General features: G+C 53.4%; 17 protein-coding genes. 6 read left to right on the top strand and 11 right to left on the bottom strand.

Annotated elements, in window-relative coordinates:
* Window positions 1–140: 140 nt before the first annotated feature.
* A complete protein-coding gene (locus ACW9SV_RS17750) occupies window positions 141–3,533 on the top strand; it encodes a DEAD/DEAH box helicase (protein WP_479558106.1) in 3,393 nt (1,130 codons plus the stop codon).
* Window positions 3,534–3,721: 188 nt separating this feature from the next.
* On the opposite strand, the gene ACW9SV_RS17745 is transcribed toward ACW9SV_RS17750, so the two are convergent.
* Entirely contained in the window at window positions 3,722–4,513 is a 792-nt protein-coding gene (locus tag ACW9SV_RS17745) for a DUF5602 domain-containing protein (protein WP_479558105.1), read from the bottom strand.
* A gap of 628 nt (window positions 4,514–5,141) precedes the next feature.
* Between ACW9SV_RS17745 and ggt the strand changes: the two genes are divergently transcribed.
* Window positions 5,142–6,734, top strand: a complete 1,593-nt coding sequence (ggt, locus tag ACW9SV_RS17740) for a gamma-glutamyltransferase (protein WP_479558457.1) — start codon at window positions 5,142–5,144, stop codon at window positions 6,732–6,734.
* Window positions 6,735–6,843: 109 nt separating this feature from the next.
* On the opposite strand, the gene ACW9SV_RS17735 is transcribed toward ggt, so the two are convergent.
* The 8 genes from ACW9SV_RS17735 to ACW9SV_RS17700 all read right to left on the bottom strand — a co-directional run bounded on the left by ACW9SV_RS17735 (window position 6,844) and on the right by ACW9SV_RS17700 (window position 15,714).
* Window positions 6,844–8,019 carry an MFS transporter gene (locus ACW9SV_RS17735; RefSeq protein WP_479558104.1) on the bottom strand — a complete coding sequence of 392 codons (1,176 nt, stop codon included), beginning with the start codon at window positions 8,017–8,019 and terminating at the stop codon, window positions 6,844–6,846.
* A 107-nt stretch (window positions 8,020–8,126) separates the two neighbouring features.
* Window positions 8,127–9,560 (bottom strand): erythromycin esterase family protein, encoded by a 1,434-nt coding sequence (locus tag ACW9SV_RS17730; RefSeq protein ID WP_479558103.1) that lies wholly within the window; start codon window positions 9,558–9,560, stop codon window positions 8,127–8,129.
* Window positions 9,561–9,682: 122 nt separating this feature from the next.
* Window positions 9,683–11,020 carry an SDR family oxidoreductase gene (locus ACW9SV_RS17725; RefSeq protein WP_479558456.1) on the bottom strand — a complete coding sequence of 446 codons (1,338 nt, stop codon included), beginning with the start codon at window positions 11,018–11,020 and terminating at the stop codon, window positions 9,683–9,685.
* 175 nt (window positions 11,021–11,195) lie between these two features.
* Window positions 11,196–12,257 carry a chemotaxis protein CheB gene (locus ACW9SV_RS17720; protein WP_479558102.1) on the bottom strand — a complete coding sequence of 354 codons (1,062 nt, stop codon included), beginning with the start codon at window positions 12,255–12,257 and terminating at the stop codon, window positions 11,196–11,198.
* A 123-nt stretch (window positions 12,258–12,380) separates the two neighbouring features.
* Window positions 12,381–12,872, bottom strand: a complete 492-nt coding sequence (locus tag ACW9SV_RS17715; protein ID WP_479558101.1) for a hypothetical protein — start codon at window positions 12,870–12,872, stop codon at window positions 12,381–12,383.
* Between the two features lie 188 nt (window positions 12,873–13,060).
* On the bottom strand, window positions 13,061–13,894 hold the full coding sequence (locus ACW9SV_RS17710; protein ID WP_479558100.1) for an alpha/beta fold hydrolase: 834 nt from the start codon (window positions 13,892–13,894) through the stop codon (window positions 13,061–13,063).
* Window positions 13,895–14,006: 112 nt separating this feature from the next.
* A complete protein-coding gene (locus ACW9SV_RS17705) occupies window positions 14,007–14,714 on the bottom strand; it encodes an N-formylglutamate amidohydrolase (RefSeq protein ID WP_479558099.1) in 708 nt (235 codons plus the stop codon).
* A 94-nt stretch (window positions 14,715–14,808) separates the two neighbouring features.
* Window positions 14,809–15,714 (bottom strand): S66 peptidase family protein, encoded by a 906-nt coding sequence (locus ACW9SV_RS17700; protein ID WP_479558098.1) that lies wholly within the window; start codon window positions 15,712–15,714, stop codon window positions 14,809–14,811.
* A gap of 249 nt (window positions 15,715–15,963) precedes the next feature.
* Here ACW9SV_RS17700 and ACW9SV_RS17695 point away from each other — a divergent pair, with 249 nt between their 5' ends.
* The 3 genes from ACW9SV_RS17695 (at window position 15,964) to ACW9SV_RS17685 (ending at window position 18,638) form a co-directional block, all read left to right on the top strand.
* Window positions 15,964–16,731, top strand: a complete 768-nt coding sequence (locus ACW9SV_RS17695; RefSeq protein ID WP_479558097.1) for a DUF8091 domain-containing protein — start codon at window positions 15,964–15,966, stop codon at window positions 16,729–16,731.
* A 212-nt stretch (window positions 16,732–16,943) separates the two neighbouring features.
* Window positions 16,944–17,636, top strand: coding sequence for an alpha/beta hydrolase (locus ACW9SV_RS17690; protein WP_479558096.1), 693 nt, complete (start codon window positions 16,944–16,946; stop codon window positions 17,634–17,636).
* Between the two features lie 150 nt (window positions 17,637–17,786).
* Window positions 17,787–18,638, top strand: coding sequence for a hypothetical protein (locus ACW9SV_RS17685; protein WP_479558095.1), 852 nt, complete (start codon window positions 17,787–17,789; stop codon window positions 18,636–18,638).
* 129 nt (window positions 18,639–18,767) lie between these two features.
* Here ACW9SV_RS17685 and ACW9SV_RS17680 read toward each other — a convergent pair whose 3' ends face one another.
* On the bottom strand, window positions 18,768–19,640 hold the full coding sequence (locus ACW9SV_RS17680) for a hypothetical protein (RefSeq protein WP_479558094.1): 873 nt from the start codon (window positions 19,638–19,640) through the stop codon (window positions 18,768–18,770).
* 317 nt (window positions 19,641–19,957) lie between these two features.
* On the opposite strand from ACW9SV_RS17680, the gene ACW9SV_RS17675 reads away from it, so the two are divergent.
* On the top strand, window positions 19,958–20,509 hold the full coding sequence (locus tag ACW9SV_RS17675) for an REP-associated tyrosine transposase (RefSeq protein ID WP_479558093.1): 552 nt from the start codon (window positions 19,958–19,960) through the stop codon (window positions 20,507–20,509).
* A 319-nt stretch (window positions 20,510–20,828) separates the two neighbouring features.
* On the opposite strand, the gene uvrA is transcribed toward ACW9SV_RS17675, so the two are convergent.
* Window positions 20,829–23,369, bottom strand: coding sequence for an excinuclease ABC subunit UvrA (gene uvrA / locus ACW9SV_RS17670; protein WP_479558092.1), 2,541 nt, complete (start codon window positions 23,367–23,369; stop codon window positions 20,829–20,831).
* Window positions 23,370–23,441: the final 72 nt, after the last annotated feature.

Raw genomic sequence — 23,441 nt, 5'->3', positions numbered from 1 at the left:
TGTATTTTCCTTAAAGTTACTAAAAAACGCAGAACCCGAGGGGACATTGCCTTCTTCCTTAACTGAGGGCTTAAAGCTCAGAAGGACGCTCTCCTTCCCGCCTAATTGCGTAACTTCACCCCTTAGACATACAGGGCGAAATGGCAGACAACGTACCGGCACAGAAAGTAGAGCGCATCCCTCCCACCGATTATCTAATACCCAACATTTCTGTTTCAGAGTTGACCTACGCCACCATTGCACGGCACTCCTCGGCGGAGGCCATGGCGGGCGGTACCCTGGGCTTTGACTTGCATCCCCTGCACATAGAAATCAATGCCGCCTCCATTTCGGGCACTTCTCCGTTTGGCCGTTTCCCTACAGTGGCGGTGGTGCAGAACCAGAGCGGTTTGTTGCTTTCCTGCGGATGCCCGGCTCCCAAGAACTCCCTGTGTGCCCATCAATCGCAAGTGCTGCAGGTATTACTCACCAAACAAGACCTGCAGGTTTTCTTTAACGAGAGACTGCGCCACGAAAAGATAAAGCCAGTTGCCGCCGCGTATGGGCTGCACCACGAAAAAAACCTGGATCAGTATTTCGCCCTGGAGTACGCAAATAAAGCCCTTCAAATCAAACCCAGATTGCCGGAGCTTTTACCTATAACAGAGGAATCACAGGCTTTTTTGAAGGAGAAGCTGGTACCTAAGCCAGGACTGCCTTTTCTCCCGGCCCAGGTCAGCAGGAAAGACAGTGCGCACCATATCTTAGTGTTGGGGGAACATAAATATTACAAGCACCTGAACGTGGAATTGGTGGAGGCGGCCATGACCCAGACTGGCAAAGTAAAGAACCCGCTCAAAGCCCTCAGCCCCCTAGATTTTGTCTGGAAAACGAACGAGCCCGAGGAGCTCAAGTTTTACACCGCCCTCTCCCGTTTCCAGAATAACTACAACACAGAACCCACAGAAGCGGACCTGGAAGCTTTGAAGGCGCTGGTGCAAAACCCCTTAGGCCTGGAGGTGTACCAGCATAACCCAGAAGTGTCCTCCAACATTACGGCGAGCTCGGTCTCTCTGGTAGAACTAAAGAAAGCCCCTTTGGATCTGGTGCTGGAGGTGCAGGCCAAAGACAGCTTCTATTCCATTACCGCTCAGCTGCACATTGAAGACCAGCCGTACCCTTTGAAGAACCTGCAATTGAAGTACGGACACTTTCTACAGATCCAAAACCGCCTATATCTGCTGCACAATCCCGACCTGCGCCGGGTACTTGATTTCTTTCAGAAGCGGGGCTACTACTTGCTGGTGCATGCCTCCAAATTTGAGGAGTTCCGGCAGAACGTTCTTTCCAACCTGGAAGCTCGGATCAAGGTTTCGTACTCGTTCCTGAAACCGGCCACTCCCCAGCAGTTAGAAGAACAAGGCTTTGACGAGGGTCAGGAACGGATCATTTACTTATCTGAGTCAGAGGATTTCGTGCTGATTACGCCGGTGATGCGGTATGGCCACGTGGAGATACCGGTGCTCTCCAAAAAACAGATTTACGGCACCGATGTGCTAGGCAACTCCTTTACCGTGGTTCGGGACCAGGAAGCCGAGGTTCAGTTTACGTCCGTTATCCTGAAACAGCACCCTTTTTTCAGGGAGCAACTTCATCTGGACTGCTTTTACCTGCACAAAGACCGCTTTCTGGATCACGAGTGGTTTCTGGACGCGTTTGAGGCTTGGCGAAACCACAACATCACCATCCTAGGCTTTAAGGAACTGAAAGACAACCGGTTCAACCCGCAAAAGGTTAAGGTGAACATTCTGGTTACCAGTGGCATTAACTGGTTTGACACCGCCTTAGACGTGCAGTTTGGCAAACAGAAAGCCTCCCTCAAGAACCTGCATAAATCCCTCCGCAGCAAAAGCCGCTTTGTGCAGCTGGATGACGGTACCCAAGGCATCTTGCCGCAGGCCTGGATAGAGAAACTGAAATCCTTCTTTGAAGCCGGAGAGGTAGTGGGTGAACGCCTCCGCACCCCCAAGATGAACTTCGCCAGCATTGAAGAACTCTACGAGACTGAGGTCCTGAGCCAGGAAGTGCGGGAAGAGCTTTCCGTGTACCGGAAAAAACTGGCAAACTTCAAGGCCATACCGGAGGTGAAAGTCCCCAAAGAACTAAAGGCCTCCCTTCGTCCTTACCAGAAGCAGGGCCTGAACTGGCTTAGCTTCCTGGACCAGTTCAACTTCGGAGGCTGCCTCGCCGATGACATGGGGCTGGGAAAAACCGTACAGGTGCTGGCGTTTTTGCTTTCGCAGCGGGGAAAGGTAGCCCAAAACACCAATTTGGTGGTGGTGCCCACCTCGCTACTGTTCAACTGGCAAGACGAGGCCGCCAAGTTTGCGCCATCGCTCAAGATCATGACACTTTACGGCAGCAACCGGGCAGACTCCCTGCAAGATCTGGATGCGTACGAGATCGTTCTGACCACCTATGGCACCTTGTTGTCTGATGTCGCCCCGCTCAAGGAATACCGGTTCAACTACGTCATCCTGGACGAGTCACAGAACATCAAGAACCCCGAGTCGCAACGATACCGGGCGGTGCGTCTGCTGCAAGCCCGCAACCGGCTAATTCTCACCGGTACGCCCCTGGAAAACAACACCTACGACTTGTACGGTCAGTTTTCCTTTGCCTGCCCCGGGCTTCTGGGAAACAAGCGGTACTTCCGCGACCACTACTCCAAACCCATTGACCAGTTCAAAAGCTATAAACGCGCTGAGGAACTGCAACGAAGAATCAGTCCGTTTCTGCTCAGGAGAACGAAGGAACAGGTAGCCAAGGAACTGCCCGAGAAAACCGAGATGGTGCTTTACTGCGAGATGGGCACCAACCAGCGCCAGGTGTACGCCGCCTATGAGCGCGAGATCAGGGAGTTTATCTCGGCCCAGGCCGAGGAAGAAATCCAGAAGAACCCCATGCACGTGCTGCGCGGCCTCACCAAACTCCGCCAAATCTGTAACTCCCCCGCCCTGCTGCCCGAGGAAGCCTCTTCCGGGGAAACCTCCGCGAAGCTTACCGTTCTGCTGGAGCAGATAGAAAGCAAGGCCCCACATCACAAGATTCTGGTGTTCTCGCAGTTTGTGTCCATGCTGGAGTTGATTCAGAAAGAACTTCGTGCCAGAAGCATCAAATTCGTGACCCTTACCGGGCAGTCCAAAGACCGGCAGGGTGCAGTAAAGGCGTTCCAGGAGCAGGAAGACGTACGGGTGTTCCTCATCAGCCTGAAAGCGGGCGGAACCGGCCTTAACCTCACCCGCGCCGATTACGTGTACCTGGTAGACCCTTGGTGGAACCCCGCCGTAGAAAACCAGGCCATAGACCGCACCTACCGCATTGGACAAGAGAAGAACGTAGTGGCCGTCCGCCTCATCTGCCCTAACACCGTGGAAGAAAAAATCATGAAACTGCAGGCCACCAAAAAAGAGCTGGTGCAGGACCTGATCAAAACCGATGGCGGCATGCTGAAATCCATTTCCAAACAAGGGTTATTGGCCTTGCTGAGGTAAGAAGGCCTGCTTTGTTGAAGGCTTGTTTAGGGTCTGTTTTCCTGAAATCAACCAGAAAATAAGCTAGTTCTTCAAAATTCCACCATAAAACCCAGGGCCTGCTTTGTGCCTGTTCTTTGAAAACTAAGCACAAAGCAGGCCTTGGGTGGGTTCTTTCTATTTTATCAGAACAGCACCGAATGCTTCTTCTATTGTTTCTGGGTGAGGTCTAACAAGGAAATAGTGTACTCCTTGGTGTTGGCGTTATAAGAATAACTGTACCGGTGCGGATACAAGCCAGGCTTTTGGTAAGCTGTGGGTTGCGGAATGGCCATGGTCTGGGTTCCAATGGTTGGTAAGGTATTCAAAAAAGCCAGGGTGAACATGGGTTCGTGGAAAATGAATTCTCCATCTATTGACCCGTAGATAAAGGTTTTGGCGAAATTTCCGGGCGAGTTATTGATATCGGTGATATCCACCCAGTGGGCTCCCATGCTGGGCACCACGCCTGGCGTAAGCATGTAATTCTGCGGCCTGAACTGCTCTGCCGGCATTTCGTCCATTTCGATTTGGGCCTCAATGCCTGCCACCTCTACGGGTGGGATCATGTAAAAATGCAGATCAAAGTGAGGAAGTCCGTAAAGGGGTGCAGGATCATGCCCCTGCGGGTTCCAGTCCAGCATGACATGATCATACAGGGTCTTATCCGCTTGCTGCGGCAGGTTAAGTGTGTACATTCTCATAGCATTTCCCAAGCCACTGGCATTCACTGCCTGCTCTGAGAAAGTAACCCCAATGGAGATTGGGTCGCCTTCCGCATCTGTGGTAACCCAGGTTCTGGCATTTCCCTGCCCCACTACTACGGGCTGTCCATAAAAGGTGCCCGCCAGTTCTTCTTCGTCATCGTCTGAACATGTGGTAAAGAGTGCCAGACAAGCCAAGGCACCGCACCAGGTCATCACTTTCGTAAAGGACGGATTAAAATGAATATTTCTTAACATAATTATTGAGATAAAGAAAATGAACACAAAATGCCTTAGATAGAGGATGCAGCAGATCTCGCTGACAGGAGCGCGGGAAGGCAAAGAAGGACTTCGAAAAAAACAGGCAGAGAGCCAGGTGTAGGGCAGTAAGCTCCTCTCAGGGAGAGTTAGGTAAGGATAATCAAGGTTCCGCTCTTGGGGGTGACGCGGGAGAGGTCAATTTACAGCCTGTTTTCTAAAAACAAGCTCTTTTCAGAAACAACCCATGTGGAGTTGTTCCATTTTTGTGGCTCCTTTTTCTAAAAAGGGCCTTTATAAATACTACGTAGCAGGCAAGTGCTTAATGAAGGTAGCAACTACTTTGTTAAAACCAAATTTATACTGGATTTATCTAAATACCCTAATAGTAATTAAGGCTTAAATCAAGTTGAGAGAACGTGTCTTGGTTCAAGGTCCTGTTTAGGACTATTCTGAAATAAAGTAAACCTCGGCGGCGGCAATCAGGTAAAGACTAACATTCTTTTGTTTTTCAATCAACCAGCAACGCGTGTTCTTCCGGAAAATCAGCTTCCTTTTCCTTTTTGTTAGCCTGACGGGCTGTACCCATCAGAGCCTACAGAAGCCAGGTTTGATTACCCACAAAGCCATGGTGGTTTCTGCGCATCCGCTGGCCTCCGAGGTGGGGGCCCAGGTGCTCAAGCGCGGAGGCAATGCCGTAGATGCTGCGGTAGCTGTTCAGTTTGCCTTGGCTGTGGTGTACCCTGATGCGGGAAATATTGGCGGAGGCGGTTTCCTGGTTTTGCGGCAGCAAGACGGCACCCTCAACACTTTGGACTACCGCGAAAAAGCCCCTGGCGCGGCCCACCGCGATATGTATTTGAACGGCCAGGGAGAAGTCATTGAAAACCTAAGCTACAAAGGCCACCTGGCTCCTGGGGTGCCCGGCACCGTAGACGGGATGGTGCAGGCGCACGAGAAGTATGGTCGACTGCCGTGGGCCGAACTTGTGCAGCCTGCCGTGCTGTTAGCCGCCAAAGGCTTTCCCCTGACCAAAAAGGAAGCCAAAAAGCTGAACGAGCAACGGGAGGATTTCCTAAACTACAACACCCAAAAACCTACCTTCATCCTGAAAGATTACTGGCGCGAAGGAGACACTTTACGCCTCCAAGACCTGGCCAAAACCTTGGAGCGGATAAGGGACAAAGGTCGGGCAGGTTTCTACGAAGGTCCTACCGCCGACCTGATTGTGGCCGAAATGAAACGAGGCACCGGCATCATCTCCAAAGCGGATCTTGCAAATTACCGGGCCGTTTGGCGCCAACCCATCACCGGGCAGGTAGGCGATTACCGCATCATCTCCATGCCTCCCCCTTCCAGCGGCGGCATCGCCCTCATTCAACTGCTCACCATCACCAAAGATTATCCCTTGAAAAGCTGGGGTTGGAACTCCGTGAAAACGGCTCACCTTATGACCGAAGCCGAACGACGGGTGTACGCTGACAGGGCCCGGCATTTTGGTGACGCTGATTTCTACGAGGTTCCGGTAAAAGGGCTCCTAAACCCAGTTTACATCAAAAGCCGCATGCAAGGGTACACTCCTAAAAAAGCCACTCCCAGTGAGAAAGTCTCGGCCGGGGTCCCGCCCCTGCCCGAAGGCCCTAATACCACCCACTACTCCATTGTAGACGCCGAAGGGAATGCCGTCTCGGTGACCACCACGCTAAACAGCAGTTTCGGGTCAAAGGTGTTTGTAGGCGGGGCCGGTTTCCTGTTGAACAATGAGATGGATGATTTCAGCATCAAGCCAGGTTATCCGAACAGCTACGGGTTGGTGGGCGAAGAAGCCAATGCCATTGCCCCCGGCAAGCGGATGCTCAGTTCCATGACCCCTACCATTTTGGAGAAAGACGGGAAACTGTTCATGGTCATCGGGGCCATGGGCGGTTCCACCATCATTACCACCGTTTTCCAGATCATCCAGAATGTCACCGTCCATGGGCATACCATGCAGGGTGCCGTATCGGCCGGCCGATTCCATCACCAATGGAAACCTAATTGGATCCTCTCTGAATGGGGTGCCCTGGGCTTTGGCACCGGAGCCGGACTCTGGATTAAAGGCCACAAAATCGCTCCAAAATACGGAGGTATTGGCCGGGCCGCCGGTATCTTGGTTTTGCCCGATGGCCGCTTAGAAGGTGGTGCTGACCCCAGAGGTGATGACGCCGCGGCCGGGTTTTAAAGGAAGTTGACTCTAAGGGAGAGTAGTCCTTTGCGGTAAAAAACAATAAGGGCAACCACCAGGGTTGCCCTTATTAATTCATAGCCTTTTTTAGCAAAATGCCCTCAAATCAGGCTACTTCCTTGGCTCCCACTTCATACGCCCCGGCGGTGGCCAACTCCATTTTGAAGAACAACCGCGCAATGGGGATGAGCATAAGGCCCGCCAATGCAAAGGCAATAAAGGAAACTTTCAGGTTGAAGGCATGGGCCAGGTACCCAATCATGGGCGGGCCTATGAGCATGCCCACAATCCCGAAGGTGGCAATGAGGGAAATAACAATGCCCGGGGAATACGTTTTGGAGGTTCCGGCCAGGGTATACGTCATAGGAATGACGGATGCCGTGCCAAACCCAACCATGGAAAAGCCGATCATGGCGGGCCAGAAACTCGGGAAAAGTATGGCCAAACTGATGCCGGAAAAGATGAACAACCCGCTAAGCATGTACGTGGTGGCCATACCAATGCGGTCAATAATAATATCAGACACAAACCTGGACAAGGCCATAAACGACATAAACGTGAGGTAGCCTACCGTGAACACATCCTCCTTCACCACCTGCTGGAAGTAGATGCCGCTCCAGTCAAACATCCCGCCTTCGCAAACGGCGGCAAAGAAAACCAGCAGCCCTAAGTACAAAATGAACGGATCTGGTTTCTTGAAGGTGAGCTTGTTGCCCGAGGTAGCCTGGTCGTTCTGGATTAAAAATCCAAATGAAACGAGGGTGGCCAGAATGCTGACGATAGATACCGTGATCAGGTGCGGCACCATGGGCACATCCAAGGAGATGAGTGAGGTAGTGAAGCCCACGCCAATGATGCCGCCGGTACTCCAGAGCCCGTGAAAAGAGCCGTTGATTTTCTTCTCAAATTGCTTCTGAACGGTAATGGCCTGGGTGTTCACTGAGATGTTGAAGATGCGCATGCTCAACGAGAACAGAAACAGCACCATAGACAAAGCCACTGGCGTAGAAGCCAACCCGATAAAGGATAGGGCGATGGAGTTCAGCAGAAAGCCCACGGCCAATGGTATCCTGGTTTCAAATTTAGAGACCAGCCACCCAGACAACGGCACTCCAATCAAAGAGGAAATGGGCATGGTGAGCAGGATGGTGCCCAACTCGGCCTCGTTCAGGTGTAAGGCTTGCTTGATGGTAGGAATCCGGGATGCCCAACTGGCAAAATTGAACCCAGATAGAAAAAAGAAGACGCTCAGCGCGACCCGCTGCTTTTGTATTAACTGCATTTCAAAAATATATCGGCGCAAAGATGCGCTATTTTATCCGGCTACGGATATAAAACCAGGCTTTATACCTGGTCAGGTTAAACAAGGAATTTAAAATAAAGATATGCCTAGGTACCAGATGGGTAAAGATCAGGGGGCTCGTTTCTGACCGTGATGGACTGGATCGGGCGCAGCGCCCGGGTACTGTCCAGGTAGATAAAGGCATCGTACCGCTTAGGCATGACAGAAGGCACATAGTTGCCTAGATGCTCCAGTTTAGGGTTATACACCACTCCTATCGCCCGGTGCCCTACCGGTCTGTTCAGCACCTTGTTTTCCCGGATATCTTTTGAAAAGATAATCTTATCTGTGGGGCTTAACTGGTGTAGTATCTGCTCCCAACTGCCCTGGGTGGCGGGTGGCACCTGAATGGTTTTCATGGGCGCTCCCCAACTACCAGCCGCAATGACGGTACCCCGGTGAGAGCCAAAACCCACAATGAACACATTCTGCTCGCCGTACTCCTTGCGCACCAGTTGCCCCACGTTTACCTCGCCGCTGCTGGCCATATCGGTGTAGCGGGCGTCGCCTACGTGGGTGTTATGCTCCCAGACAATGGCTTTGGAATCGGGCCCGTGGAAACTGAGCAGACGGCTTAAGGTTTGGGCCATGTGGTTATCCCGGATGTTCCAGGACTCGGTGTTGCTGCTCACGGCCGCCCGGTAATAGCGTTCGCCGTTCAAGGCTACTAAAGCGTTTTGCTCTGCCACAAACTGGGCTTCGGTGGGCCGGGTGCCTTCAGCGGGAGCCAGCTTCTGGATTTCCTTCCAGAGGCGGCTGGTTTCTGCGCGGCAATTGGCTGAGGCGTTGGCGACCGCCTGGGCATACTGCATGGCATCGGCGCTGTACGGTTGGAAACACTGGTGTACTCCCTTGGCAGCCTTGGTGAGGTCTGGGTTGTTTTTCACGTAGGGCATGAGCTCCGTCATAGATTCCCAGAGGCAATACACATCCAGGCCATAAAACCCCACTTTCTCGGGGGCGGGTTTGCCCTGGTTATAGCCGTTCAGCCAGGTTACCAATGAGGCTACCTCGTAGTTTCCCCACATCCAGGTGGGCCATCGGTTGTATTGTTCCAGCAAAGCCACGGCAGCGGTGCTGTCTTTCCGGGGACCTTTGATGAATTGGTTTACCCGGTAAGAATCGGCCCACTCGCCTTCCACCGCCACAAAGTCAAAGCCTTTCTCTTGCATCAAGCGACGGGTAATAGCTGCTCGCCAGGTATAGTATTCTGACGTCCCGTGCGAGGCCTCCCCTAGTAAGACAATCCGGGCATCGCCAATCTGCTGCAGCAGAATGTCCAGGTCCTGCTCGTTCCTGAGCGGGTAATTGGGGATGGTCAACGTGACGGACTTGTCTTTCTTCTGGGCAGTCTGCTGCCCCACCGCTGCCCTGTTGGTTTGGCCTGCCTGTTGCGGAGGGGCTTGTTTACACCCTAAAACCAGAAAACAGATTAAAAACAGGAGCCCGCTTTGCCGGGCAATACACTTTCCCTTTTTCATACAGCACTTCCCTTCTTACTTACTTAAAATTACTGCTGGTGAAAAGTCATTAACACCCGCCGAGCCTTTCACTTAAAGCCCTGGCGGGTGCTACACTAACTGTATCTCAAATTGCTTTGGTGCTACACTCCTCCCTGACCCACACCTCCGGTTCCGTAGATGTCAGGGGTTCCTCCCAGTCCACCAGTAGGGTTGTTTTGGTGGCTTGTATCAGAGCGCTTGTCAATGATGATGCTTCCTTCATCCTGATCTGGAACACTCCCGAAACCCTCAGTAACCGCCAGATCCGCCGCGGCGCTGCTGGGCGAGGTAATACTATGGTCAGAGGGAACAGGTGTAGTGGTAGTGTAATCTGCCGCCACAGGGTAAGTTGCGGGCCGGGCAGTGACGGCACCATACCCACTATCAGACTCGTGGGCCGTGTTTTTCCGTTGTTTAGTTAAATAAACCCCCAAAGCACCCAATAAGGCCACTCCGGCCAGCACCGAAATGGTTTTCATCTTGCCTTTGCCTGAGTCTTCGGGCAGCCACCCACCATTTACTTTATTCCAGTTCGTGAGCGGTTCATACAGATTGCCCTGGAACACCCTTGAAGGTTTCCGTTTGAAATGGTTATGGGCAATCATTTTCTGCATGTACTTGTCAAACAGCAAAGGCGGCGACACCATCCGCTGGAGCCGCATCATGCGGGACATGTTGCCCACTTGCACCTGCTCCTGCGGCTTTTTGGTAAGTTGGTAAATCGCTTTGGCTACCCGTTTGGCCGGAATCACCGGATTAGGGGCTTTAATCGCTTGGCCCATGTAATTACCGGCGTGCTGAAAAATGGGCGTGTCAATGACCGCCGGCAGCACACAGCACACATGAATGTCTTCTTCATCGGCTAGTTCCTGGGCCAGGCTGATGCTCATGCCTCGGACGGCAAACTTACTGGTGGTATAAGGAATCGAAAACGGCTGGCCCACCAGAGCCACCATGGAAGACACGTTGATGAGCATGCCATAGCCTTGTGACCTAAACTGCCGCACCGCCGCGCGGGCCCCGTAGATGTACCCAAAAAGGTTGATGTCCATTAACCGCCGGATGTCTTCGGTGGGGATTTCCTCAAAATGGCCAAAAAGCCCCACAGCAGCGTTGTTCACCCAGACATCAAACCCGCCAAAAGATTCCCGGGCCCGGTCGGCCAGGGCGTTCACGTCTTCTTCCCTAGACACGTCGGTGGGCACGGCAATGGCCTGCCCGCCCAACTCATTGCACTCCTGGGCCACTTCTTCCAAACCAGCCCCAAAACGGGCGGCCAGTACCAAATCATAGCCTTTGCGGGCAAACTCAAGGGCCGTAGCCCTACCAATTCCACTGGATGCTCCTGTGATAACTGCTATCATATCTCTAAATTTTTTAAGCCGATGTAGGTAATGAGGTACGCCCCTTAGTGGCTTAAGTTTATAGCGATAAGTGATTTAGGTATTTTCCGCAGGTGATAATGCGCCCTTTCCGCAAATCCGAAATCAGCTTGAGGTGCCTTCACCTTTCTACCTGGTCATCAAACCTTCAGTAAAAAGAAAGCTCCCGTTTAGGGCTTGATTTGAAAAATCAGGGCTTAAACGGGAGCGAATGCGGTAAGTGAGCCAACGATTAAAATTTTTTCTTTTTGTACTGAACGTCGCCGCTTAGGAGTTCATGCCGGAAAATGTTGTCATGGATAACGCGCGCCTGTTTCCCGGCTTCCTCGGCTTTCTGGAGAAAAAGCTTGGCTACCTCTTGTTGCTTCGTTTCCTGGAAATGGTCGGCCAGGTGCTCCAGGAGCATCTTGGTTTCTTCCAGGCCCCGCATGCCCTGGTAGAGCATACTTTCCACCGATTCGGTGACCTCGGCTAACAAGCTACTGATGGTGTAGGCGTGGCCAGTGTGGCATCTGAACCGAATCAGGTCTCCCTCAATCAGCTTGGTTAAGGCCCCGTGGCAATCTGGGCAGGTGAACGCCGTAAGGCTCCCCTTGTCTATGATGCCCATCTCAAAGGCGTTGTCTTGCCGAGCGATGGTGATCTCTATTTTGATTTTCTCCAGGTCATTCTTGGAAACCTTGGGAGCGGCCGGGGCATCTTCTGAGGTCAGCCGAACGAGCAACGCCGAAAGCTCTGCCAGGGGCACTACATGGTCTGCTTCCACAAACTCCAGGGCATTGGCGGGCATATCGGGGAAGGGAGCGTCTTTGGGGTCCTGCACAATGGTGAGACCTCCCAGCCGCTGCACAGTCCACAAACCCGAGGTCCCATCGTCTAAGTAGCCGGTGAGTACCACGCCAATCACGCGGGGACCCAGCACGTAGGCCGCGGAACGGAACAACGCGTCTACCGATGGGCGGAACTTGTTTTCTTTGGGGCCTTTGGTCACCAGTACTTTGTCTCCCTCAATCAGGAGATGGTGGTCTGGGGGAGCCAGGTAAATGTACCCCGGCTTGTATTTTTCGCCCTGTTTGGGATACTTGGCTTTTAAAGGGCAGACCCTGGAAATAAGGTCAGGCAAGATGCTGTGGGTGTACGGGGCCACGTGCTGCACCACAAATATAGGAGCAGGGAAATCACTTGGTAAGGTTTTCGCCAGCTCCAGCAGGGCCGTTACGCCCCCCGCCGAGGACCCAATGACCACAATATCCCGTTTAGAGGCTTTTTTCAGCGTTTTAGCATAGTTTGGCATGGGCAGTTGGTTATGGTTGAACAGTATGGACCCGTGCCCTCCATTTCCTTCTTCGCAAGTCCATAGGTGTCGCTTGGGTCTACTCTAATACCGAGCTACAGGTTGTGGGCGGGCCTCCCGTACTTAGGCCTTTTCCCCCGAGGTCCACCCTTCCCGTGCGTCCGGGTCCTGGTCAGGACCTTCCAGAAGGGCATCGGCCACCATGCCGGTGGTAAACGCGTAAATGGCCTTGTGCAGCAAGTCAATGGCCTGTTCGTCTTTGGGCCAGGTCCAGGGAAGAGCCCCTACCCCGGTAGCGTTCTCCTGGGTCTGATCTGCCAGTAATCGCAGGTTCAGGAACAGGAATGAGCCTACCGGACCTCTAAAGCCTTTGGTAGCCATGATGCCCCGCACCACGCCCATTAAAATGCCCTGCCCCCAGTGCATGGTCCAGTTAAGGCCCAGCCTTTCAGAATCAGGTTTATAGGTGAGCCCCAGGAGCCGCTCCAGGGTGTGGGCGGGCACATACGAGTTGGGACGCTTGGTAAACTGCTGCTCTATTTTCTCGGCCAGGGTCATGGCGGCTGCTCCGGCGGCCCCTGCCACCAACCCGTAAAGAATTGCTTTTCCTGTCATAACTCTTTTCTATAAGTGGTTATTTCTGTACGCTCCCGAATGAATAGAAAGGAGCGTATTGTTTCTGCATTCGTACTCCAAGGAGAGCTTCGTTTCCTTGTTCTACGTCTGATACCAAAAGATTGATGTTGAACAATGTTGGGTTGCCCTCTCCAGGTCTTTCCACCAAGTTTGTGCCCAAGCCAAAATCAGATTTCGTAATGCGTTTTCAACACCTCCACAAACGCCTTCTGGTTGTGTGACCACGGAATGTGTCCGCTGTCAGGAATAATGTAAGTAGAAGCCGTTGGATACCGCTGCAGCACATATTGCCTGCTCTCCCCCATGATGTCCTGATCGCCGTAGACAATGCTGATCTTGAACTCTGGCTGCGGCATCTCAGAAAGCAACGGACTGGAGATAATCTCTTTCACCGTCTGGTTAATGGCTTTGGCTTTGACGCAGTCCAGGGCAAATGCTTCCGGGTGTGATTCTTTGAAACCCCGGCTGAAGTTCTCCAGGGCCTGGCTGTAAAACTTCCGGTAGCCGCTGTCACTGCCTACCCCACCTGCCGCAGAATGGAGCAACATGGCCATCCACTCGGTGAAACTGCACTTGGCTTTGTTGTATTTGGCAATCTCATAAGACATTTCCACCCACTGCTTTCCCGTACCTGAGGCTGGGCTTCCCAAAAACAAACTTTTTAACCGGTCTGGGTTTTGCTGGGCATACACCTGGGCATACAAGCCACCCCAGGAATGCCCTAACAAATGAAACTTCTCCAGTTGGAACAGCTCCGCGATGCGGTTGATGTCTGAGTTGTACGCTTCCAGAGTATAGTCATTGGACGGGTTGGGAGACTTAAGCGTGCCTCTCTGGTGGAAAGAGATCACCTGAAAGTACCGGGCCAGATACTGAACCAGGAACGTCAGGCCGTTAGGCACCCCCGGCCCTCCGTGCAGCAGAATCAGGGTTTCTTTGTCCCGGTTAGGGAAAGCCGAGGTAAACAGTTGGGTATCCTGGTTCCGGATGAGCATTTCCATAGTCGCAGCTTTTGGGGGTTCTGGTGTGGTAAATGCCGCCTTTAGACCGGCACAAGTCTTTCCTACTCCTAAACCGCCCAGAAGTTTACGTTACCCCGCAGGAAATCACCTGCTACTCGTGCTTTAAAACCGCTTTTACCGCGGCAGCCATTTCGTGCAGAACCTGCTGCCAAACCTCAGGATCGCCGTTCAGGAAGAATTTCTGGTTTATCTCCAGTTCAAACCCGGCGTATTGGTCATCTCTGAATTTTGTGCGCAAGTAGGTTGGCAGGCCGTCATCTACCCCGGGGTACGGTGAGTTGTCTAAAACTTTGCGGTCTGGGTTCTGATTCAGCAGCTCGGCTTTCAGTTTGGCCGCGATTTCGGTTTCCCAATGTCGGGCGGGGTCAAACAGAATCCCTATTTCGGCTTCGCGCACCTCGCCCTCCTTCACCGGCGTAAACGTGTGCACCGCCAGGTGCAGCACCTTGTTCCCGGCTTCCACCTCTTCCCTTACTTTCTCCTCTACCTCCTCCCGGTGCGGGGCATAGTACTTCTCCAGAATGGTGTTCTTCTCTTCCTCCGAAAGGTTTTTGGTGTACTCAGAAAACAGTTCCTCGCTGTCTAAGGACCGGTTGTGTTCTACCAGCAGCCGCGAGATGGAAGTGGAATACAAAGGCAGGTAACACGCGGTAGCCAGGTGCCGGGCTAGCCGCAACGCGCCAAAATCAATGGCTTTATGCGAGTACAGCACTTCCTCTTTGCCCTTGAACACATGCTCAAACTCTGAGGGAAGGTCATTGCCCGCGTGTTCGCAGGTGAGAATACAAGTGATGGACATAACGATGGCAATAAATGTTTCATCTTGTTTTACAGCAGTTTCCCGAAATCAGAAGGAAAGCCTAGTTTTCCCGCCGGCTTTCCTGAACCAAGCTCTACACATTAAAGCGGATGGCTGCGCCCTTCTCAGAGACCTCCAGGTGCACCAGCGTCCCGAAGATCATGGCTTTGTTTACTTTCCCGTGGCCGGCCTGAAACCCGAAACAAACCGGGAAGTCAAATTCTTTAACCGCATCCAACACAATCTCCTCAGGCGTTTTCCCAAAAGGAGGTTCGTCTTCTTCTATCTCCACCAGGTCGCCCACCAGTAACCCGCGCACGTAATCAAACTTGCCTGCCTTCTTCAAAGAGGTGAGGTAACTGTCTAACCGAAATTTGTGCTCGCCCACTTCCTCCAGAAACAGGATCTTCCCGTTTGAATTCACCTCAGAAATAGTGCCTTTGGCATTGCACAGCACGCTGGCGGTACCGCCCACCAACATCCCTTCGGCGGTACCAGCCCGGTTTAAAGGGTGCGGTTTGACATGGTATTCCAGCTTCTCGCCAAACAACGCTTTGCGCAGCGATTCCCAGGACTGGGTCTGAAACCCGGCTTCCAGATCGGCGGCCATGGTACCGTGGATGGTAGCGGTACTGAGCATGCCCTGCACGTGGCTGTGCAGAAAAGTGGTGTCGCTGTAGCCCACCAGCCACTTGGGGTTGTACTTGAAGGTACTGAAATCAATTTGGTCAATGATCCGGATGATGCCGTAACCGCCGGTGGTCTGCAACACAGCCTTGATCTGAAGATTGTCCAGCATCTTCTGCAAGTCCTTTCGCCGGAGATCGTCTGACCCCGCAAAGCTACCGTGCCGTGCCCCAATGGTTTTACCCAGAACGGGCTCCAATTTCCATTCTCTCAGAATCTCTACCAATTGGTCTATGTACGCTTGCTCGGTGTAGCTACTGGTACTCAAAACGCCAACTTTGTCACCTGCTTTCAGGAAAGGGGGAATTATCATGGGCTATCCTTTTTCTTTCGGAACGAGAGATACCGTTTCTGAGTTGAGCTGCCCTGTCAAACTTGTAGTTCTCCTGAAAAGGTGCCGTATTATTTCGGATTGCCATTAAAAAAAGGGACTTTGTTTATCGTCCTTTACAGAAAAACGCCTTTTAAACGCTTAAACCTTTGTCTAAGCTGATCTTTTCTACTACAAAGCCTACGGTAGAATGTGTAGTTTTGCGGCCAGTTAACCAAGAGGCAAGCAGCATTGACGGAGGCAGAAGAAAAGAAAGCGGGCAAGGCAGAAAGAAACGGCATCAACATCCAGAATGAACGATCGCTGCACATTGGGTTGAAGCAGTGGTATGCGCAGCCAGAGGATCGGTTTGAGGTGCCTGTAGGCGGATTCGTGATTGACCTGGTGCGTGGAAACCAATTGGTGGAAATCCAGACCCGTAACTTCACGGCTATCCGGCCTAAGCTAAAGGCCTTGCTCCAGGAGCATCCGGTGCATCTAGTGCACCCCATCACCTATGAGAAATGGGTGGTACAGGTAGACGGCATAGGAGCCTCAGTACTTTCACGGCGCAAATCTTCTTACCGGGGAGCGTTAACCGATATCTTTGAGGAATTGGTGCGCCTGCCGGAGTTGGTTTTGCACGAAGGATTTACCCTGGAGTTTCCCTTCATCAGAGAAGAGGAAGTCAGGTGCCGCGACGGCAAAGGCAGTAAGCACCGCAAAAAGGTCAGCATCAAAGACCGAAAGCTCCTGGAGGTCATCAGCACCCACCGCTTCACCACCGCCCAGGATTTTTTGCAGTTCCTCCCCTCTACCCTTTCGCAGCCCTTCTCCAACAAAGACCTGGAGAAAGCCCTGCGGTTGCCGTTGTACCGGTGCCGCCAAATCACCTACTGCCTGCGCAAGATGGAAGCCATTGCCGTGGTGGGCAAAAACCGAAATGAACTGCTCTTTTGTGTAGCCTCTTCCCCAGCGCAGGACAGCCTGGAAATACTGCCCGCTTCCTTACCCAAGTAACCAGCAGGCGCTTCAGGGCTATTTCCTGAAAAAGCGCTCCTAAACACCCTCTGCATAAAAGGCAACCGTATACCAGAACTGTCTTTGGTTTCTGGCGCAGCCCTTATGCCTTCATATCCTTTTTTTTTCTGCGGTTCGCGGGCGATTGGTGCATAACTGTCTGGCTTTTTGCCGTATGCATCATTTTGTCTAACTGCAAAGGAGGAAGTCAGATGAAGCCCATCAGAGATAGTTACAGCACCGGACGCCTGACCGTCCGCCCCGCGGCTCCTACCGCTGAGAAAGAGATTCAAACCGGTCTGCTTTCTTTAGGCCTGGATTCGGTCAAAGATGGGCTGCTGTACGTTCCTCAGAAGTATACCCCCAGTAAGCCAGCGGCCTTGGCGGTGATGCTGCACGGCTCGGGCGGCAACCCCGAACAAGGGATGTGGCTCCTCCGGCAGTACGCTGATGCCCACAACCTGATCCTGGTGGCACCCCCTTCCCGCAAGTACACCTGGGATGTCATAGTGAGTGATTCCTTCGGCCCCGATGCCATTTACATAGACCAGGCCTTGAAGCTGGTTTTTGAAAACTATGCCGTAAATCCTGAGAAAGTAGCCGTTGGGGGCTTTTCAGACGGAGCCTCTTACGCCCTGTGCATGGGCTTGACCAACGGCGACTTGTTTTCCCACATCATCGCCTTCTCGCCGGGATTTGGCTTTACCCGCGAGAAAAATGGCTCACCCCAGGTATTCATCTCGCATGGCGTGCACGATGGAGTTTTGCCTATTGATCCCTGTGGGAGGTCCGTAAATCGTGATTTAAAGCGGCAGGGCATGCAGGTAAACTACCTGGAGTTTGACGGCGAGCACGAGATCCCGGCTAACATTTCCCAGGCAGCCATTGATTGGTTTCTGAAATAAGTTCTGCCCTCCTTTCCTGCGCTGTACCTTGAGAGGTGCCTTTTTCTTATCCCCTAAAAACACACTGGGTCTCTTGGCAGGTGCCTAAACCATGCGCACTACCTCTCGTTAAAAACGAGGTAGTGTTTTGTTCACCTTAATCTGCGAACCATGAATAGAGACAACAGAGATTGGAATGACCACGGCCATGACCAACACCATAACAGACACCACTTCCATCAGAACGATTGGCCCGGCCGTGACATGAGCCACGACTACCAGCACCTGCACCAATACCGCCATAACCAGCAGCACCAGCATGCCCCATATGGGCAGCGCCACGACCAACACCACGGAGCAGCCAACCAGTACCGGCAGCACGACCAACACCAGGATCGGCATTATGGCTCCGCTAACCAATACCGGAACGACCAGAACGGACACCATCCGTACCAGGGTAACTACAGCCATGACCAGGATCGGTTTGGGCAGAACTACCAGGACAATTTCCGGCACGACCCTACCCTGCCCCGAGGCGGGGAAGACGAGGACTTGATGGGTAACATCCGGCAGGGCTACGGCATCTCCAGCTATGACGGCACCTCAGACCGCTTCAACACCTTGAACAGCGAACACCGGTACGGCTCCCGGCAAGATGAACAGGCCTACTACTCAGGTGACCGCGATGGCTACAACCGCTCCCAGTTTGGCGGTGGTTTAGGTGAGTCTGGCCTCCATTCCGATAGAGGCATCCCGAACTACGGCATCCGGTCTTACTCTGACCGGTACGGCTCCGGCATGGGCAGTTCTTACGGTGGCACCAACTACGGCGGCGGACAGGGCTACACTGGCGGTCACCAAGGCGGTACCTGGGGAAACAACTCCTACGGCACTACCTCGGGCAACATGACGGGCTATGGACCAGGAGGCGAAAGCACCTACGGCGGCGGCATGGGCAGCACCGGCGACACCTCTTCTTCCCAGAACTCCAGCCGCGGCAGTAATGAGCTCGGAGGTTTTTAGAAGGGTCTAAGCTTTGTAATATAAAACCAGGTGGAAATACCGTATACCAAATAGAAAGGCGGCGGAATGGGTATAGTACCCATTCCGCCGCCTTTCTATTTTAAATGCTGTAAATGAAACCTACTCCACTTACTCGCAGACATAGGCGTAGGTGGTACTGGTGCCATCTGCCCCCATGCGGGTTAAAGGCCAGTTCTGGTCTGAATAGGTGTGCGTAAAGGTGCGCGAGTAGTTGAAAGGCCTCATATCAGAGGTCCCCGGTCCTTTCTGGGTACCTTCCGTGGAAGTGGAAGAAACCACCGTCACCGAGTTATTCTTAGACAAGGTAAACGCCATGGAAGCAGGATACGTGTACAGCAGGTAAGGCACCCTGTAGTGCGGGTTGACCTTGTCATCATGCGTGTACTGCATAGTAATCACCACATCGGCCAAGACCTCGGCTCCCCTGAACGAAAGAATCCGGTACTCCCGACTACTGATCATATTTCCTTTCGCATCATAGGTGTAGGTGATGTCATTGGTGAGGAGGGGCGCCTGCCCTAACAAAAAGTAATTTTTGGAGGTGATGATCTGTTTCTGGGCATTATACCCCAACTCCATAGAGGAATTCAGGCCCAGCGTACCGTTCCGTTCGGTGAACAAGTTGATCTTCCGCAGCGGGTTCTGGTTGTCGTATTCAAACGTTTGGAACTGTGTTTCCCGGCCATTTTGCAAAGTAACTGTTCTGGATACTCTCCCCTGGGCATCATACTCGGCTACCAAGTTGAGTGTAGTGGCCGTGGGCAGGTTGGTGGTTTCATTGATCACCTCCAGGCGGTCATTGCCATAGACAAACTCACGGGTCCGGGTCTGCCCAGAGTTCGGGTTGGTAAACACCTCCCGGGTGAAGAAGCAGGAACCCTCCTCTACCACAGGATCTGGGTCTTCTTCCTCTGAACCACAGTTCACAGTCAGGAAAGCAAGGGCAGACACAACGGCGTAAAGGCGTAAAGTTTTTAGCATAAAATGCGTTTTAAGATTGAGAAATCAAGATGGGCGGGGGCATCCAAATTAGCAAATTGTGCTTGTAAGTAGCGGCTACTTTACATAAAAAATTTACATTTCTGCTGCCTCATTGCCGTTTCATTACCTTCAATGCCGCAAGTTTGAACGCAGTGGTAACTTGTGGCTCCCGTTAGTTGCCAGTTTGCAACTGGCGCCAGTTGCAAACTGGCCATTGTTTCTCCTCCAAGTTACCGCTGCGCTCAAACTTGAAGTATTGAACCTCAAACCTGAATTAATGAATTCGTATAGATGGAAACAAAACACACCTCCTTCACATGAGCCGCCACTACCGCATCCATGATCAGGAAAAGCTTCATTTTGTCTCCTTCTCCACGGTGAACTGGGTTGATGTGTTTGTTCGTCCTGTGTACAAAGACATTCTGGTAGATAGCTTTAACTACTGCATCCAGCACAAGGGTCTGGAAGTGTATGCGTGGTGCATCATGACCAGCCACGTACATGCCATACTGGGTACTAGCGGACAAAACCGGTTAGAGGAAATCTTGCGTGACTTTAAAAAGCACACGGCAAAAACCATTCTAAAAGCCATTGCCGATAACCCACAGGAAAGTAGAAAAGAATGGCTGTTACAGATGTTCGAAACGGCAGGCCGCAGCAACAGCAACAATCAGCAGTACCAATTCTGGCAGCAGCACAACCATCCCATCGAACTCAACACCAATTTTCTGTTAGAGCAGAAGCTAAACTACATTCATCAAAACCCAGTAGAAGCGGGCTTTGTGCGTGAGCCGCAGGAGTATTTGTATTGCAGTGCTATTGATTATGCTGGTGGTAAGGGAATGGTAAAGCTTACCTTGTTGGATTGATTAAACTTTGACATTAGTTGAACCGATAATTTGCGGCAGGCTGGCATGTAAGAGGAAGCTTAGAGGCTTGCCCCTCTTTATAGGCCATTTCGTGAAAACAGTCTTAAAAGAACCCATACTTCAAGTTTGAGCGAAGCGGTAACTTGGAGGGGAAACAATTGCCAGTTTGCAACTGGCGCCAGTTGCAAACTGGCAATTAAAGCAAGCCACAAGTTACCACTTCGTTCAAACTTGCGGCATAGCTTTAGGGCATAGTTTAGGCCAATTACAAGTGACATGCTTTAAGCCCATTTTCCCGAAACCAACTCTAAAACCCAACTCACCCCTCCAACGCCCTACTCAGAAACGGAGCTGTCTTACTCCCCTCCACCCCTGCTACTTCCTCCGGGGTACCGGCGGCGACAATTTGACCGCCTGACTCCCCTGCTCCCGGTCCAATATCCATGACCCAATCTGAAGCGGCGGCGACGCGCATGGTGTGTTCTACCACGATGACGGTGTTGCCCGCGTCTACTAACCTTTCCAGCTGGGTCATGAGTTTCTCTACGTCTGCGGGGTGCAGGCCGGTGGTGGGTTCGTCTAGGACATACAGGGTGTTGCCGCGGGACAGGCGTTGGAGTTCGGTGGCGAGTTTGATGCGCTGGGCTTCGCCGCCGGAGAGCTCGGTGGCGGGTTGACCGAGGCGCAGGTAGCCCAGGCCTACTTCCCGCAACACAGTGAGGGCGCGGTGGATGGCAGGTTCTTCGTGGAAGAACTCATGGGCAGCGTCTACGGTGAGGTTCAGGACCTGGGCGATGTTGAGATCGCGGTAGGTGACTTCCAGGGTGGGCGCGTTGTAGCGGGCGCCGTGGCAGACGGGGCAGGGCGCGTACACGCTGGGCAAAAAGAGCAGTTCCACCATCACGAAGCCTTCGCCTTGGCAGTTCTCGCAGCGGCCTTTGGCGACGTTGAACGAGAAGCGGCCTGCGTCATAGCGGCGCTGTTTGGCCAGCGGTGTGGCAGCGAAGAGTTTGCGCACGTGGTCAAAGAGGCCGGTGTAGGTGGCCATGTTGGAGCGGGGCGTGCGGCCGATGGCTTTCTGGTCTACCCGCACCAGCCGCTTGATATACTCCAGGCCGCTCACAATTCTGCCGCCGGTGGTTTGTGGGGCGGGGCGTTCCAGGGCATCGGCTTCTTCTTCCTCGGGTGAAATTTCCTGGCCCAGGGCTTCGGCAACCAGTTCTATCAGCACCTGGCTCACCAGGCTACTCTTGCCTGAACCCGATACGCCGGTGACGGTGGTGAACACGCCCAGCGGAAAGGCGGCAGACAGGTTATGCAGGTTGTTGCGGGTGACGCCGCTTAGTTTGAGCCAGCCGGTGGGCGTGCGGCGCGGCCGGGTTTGCACCGGGGCGGCACCGAACAGGTAGGCGGCGGTTTGGGAGTTGTTGATGTGTTGCAGGCCTTCGGGTGGACCGCTGTAGAGGATTTCGCCGCCTTTCTCCCCTGCCGCCGGGCCAACGTCCACGAGCCAATCGGCTTGCCGAATCACGTCCAGGTTATGCTCTACCACAAACAGCGAGTTGCCCGCTTTCTTCAGGTTCTCCAGGGCGGTGAGCAGGGCCACGGTGTCACTGGGGTGCAGGCCGGCCGAGGGTTCGTCCAGCACGTACACCACGCCAAACAAGTGCGAGTACAGTTGCGTGGCCAGCCTCAGGCGCTGCAATTCGCCGGGCGACAAGGTAGGGGTGCTTCGTTCCAGGGACAGGTACCCAAGGCCTAAATCCAGCAGCACTTGTATGCGGGCGGTCAAATCCTGGGCGATGCGCTGCTTCACCAGCTGTTGCTCGGGGTGGGCTTCGTCTGGGAAGGGGTGGCCGGGGGCAGCGGGTTGGGCAAACGGGTACAGCAAATCCCTTACGCGTTGGAGAGGCAGGCGCGAGAACTCGGTGATGTCATACCCCGCGAAGTGGACGGAGAGCGAAGCGGGGTTCAGGCGTTTGCCGTGGCAGGTGGGGCAGTCTGTGTGGAGCATGTACTGCAGCACCCGCTTTTTCATCTGGGGGCTGTTGGTGCTGGCGAAGGTATGGAACACGTGCCGCCGGGCGCTGGTAAAGGTGCCCATGTAGTTGGGTTCTTCTTGGCGTTGCAGGGCACGCCGGGTTTGCGCTGGGGTATAGCCGGGGTACACGGGCACCACGGGTTGCTCCTGGGTGAACAGAATCCAGTCGCGGTCTTTCTGGGGCAGCTCGCGCCAGGGGGTGTCTACGTCATAGCCCAGGGTCACCAGAATGTCGCGCTGGTTCTGGCCACCCCAGGCGGTAGGCCAGGCGGCAATGGCCCGCTCCCGAATGGTGAGCGAGGGGTCTGGCACCATGCTTTCTTCGGTGACGTCATAGATGCGGCCCAGGCCGTGGCAGGTGGGGCAGGCGCCCTCGGGGGTGTTGGGCGAGAACGCCTCGGCGTAGATGATGGATTGCCCCGGCGGGTAGTCTCCGGCGCGCGAGTACAGCATGCGCACCAGGTTGGAGAGCGTGGTCACGCTGCCCACGCTGGAGCGCGTGGTGGGCGTGCCGCGTTGCTGCTGCAGAGCCACGGCCGGGGGCAGGCCCTCAATGGCGTCTACCTCGGGCACGGCCATCTGGTGGAACAGCCGCCGCGCGTACGGACTCACACTCTCCAGGTAGCGGCGCTGGGCCTCGGCGTACAGCGTCCCGAACGCCAGCGACGACTTCCCCGACCCCGACACGCCCGTGAACACCACCAGCGCATCTCGGGGAATGGTGAGGTCTACGTTCTTCAGGTTATGTTCGCGTGCCCCACGAACGGTGACGAAGCCGGTGAAATCTTTCTCGCTGCTCTTGGTAAGTTCTTTTGCCATTTGGCGAAAATAATGGAAGGAGCTTGGCTAAACAGAATAATCACTAGAACATCCTATAAATTTCAACTTGTA

Source organism: Rufibacter sp. JT20002 (assembly GCF_056491185.1).
Note: the sequence above shows the minus strand (reverse complement) of the source record. Positions and strands in the feature narration are given on the sequence as shown.

Excerpts from the sequence above, each read along its gene's own strand:
- ACW9SV_RS17720 (WP_479558102.1), bottom strand. The coding sequence starts at position 12,257 with ATGCCAAACTATGCTAAAACGCTGAAAAAAGCCTCTAAACGGGATATT.
- ACW9SV_RS17735 (WP_479558104.1), bottom strand. The coding sequence starts at position 8,019 with ATGCAGTTAATACAAAAGCAGCGGGTCGCGCTGAGCGTCTTCTTTTTT.
- ACW9SV_RS17690 (WP_479558096.1), top strand. The coding sequence starts at position 16,944 with ATGAAGCCCATCAGAGATAGTTACAGCACCGGACGCCTGACCGTCCGC.
- ACW9SV_RS17710 (WP_479558100.1), bottom strand. The coding sequence starts at position 13,894 with ATGGAAATGCTCATCCGGAACCAGGATACCCAACTGTTTACCTCGGCT.
- ACW9SV_RS17730 (WP_479558103.1), bottom strand. The coding sequence starts at position 9,560 with ATGAAAAAGGGAAAGTGTATTGCCCGGCAAAGCGGGCTCCTGTTTTTA.
- ACW9SV_RS17675 (WP_479558093.1), top strand. The coding sequence starts at position 19,958 with ATGAGCCGCCACTACCGCATCCATGATCAGGAAAAGCTTCATTTTGTC.
- uvrA (WP_479558092.1), bottom strand. The coding sequence starts at position 23,369 with ATGGCAAAAGAACTTACCAAGAGCAGCGAGAAAGATTTCACCGGCTTC.
- ACW9SV_RS17705 (WP_479558099.1), bottom strand. The coding sequence starts at position 14,714 with ATGTCCATCACTTGTATTCTCACCTGCGAACACGCGGGCAATGACCTT.
- ACW9SV_RS17745 (WP_479558105.1), bottom strand. The coding sequence starts at position 4,513 with ATGTTAAGAAATATTCATTTTAATCCGTCCTTTACGAAAGTGATGACC.
- ACW9SV_RS17715 (WP_479558101.1), bottom strand. The coding sequence starts at position 12,872 with ATGACAGGAAAAGCAATTCTTTACGGGTTGGTGGCAGGGGCCGCCGGA.
- ACW9SV_RS17680 (WP_479558094.1), bottom strand. The coding sequence starts at position 19,640 with ATGCTAAAAACTTTACGCCTTTACGCCGTTGTGTCTGCCCTTGCTTTC.
- ACW9SV_RS17700 (WP_479558098.1), bottom strand. The coding sequence starts at position 15,714 with ATGATAATTCCCCCTTTCCTGAAAGCAGGTGACAAAGTTGGCGTTTTG.
- ggt (WP_479558457.1), top strand. The coding sequence starts at position 5,142 with ATGGTGGTTTCTGCGCATCCGCTGGCCTCCGAGGTGGGGGCCCAGGTG.
- ACW9SV_RS17750 (WP_479558106.1), top strand. The coding sequence starts at position 141 with ATGGCAGACAACGTACCGGCACAGAAAGTAGAGCGCATCCCTCCCACC.
- ACW9SV_RS17685 (WP_479558095.1), top strand. The coding sequence starts at position 17,787 with ATGAATAGAGACAACAGAGATTGGAATGACCACGGCCATGACCAACAC.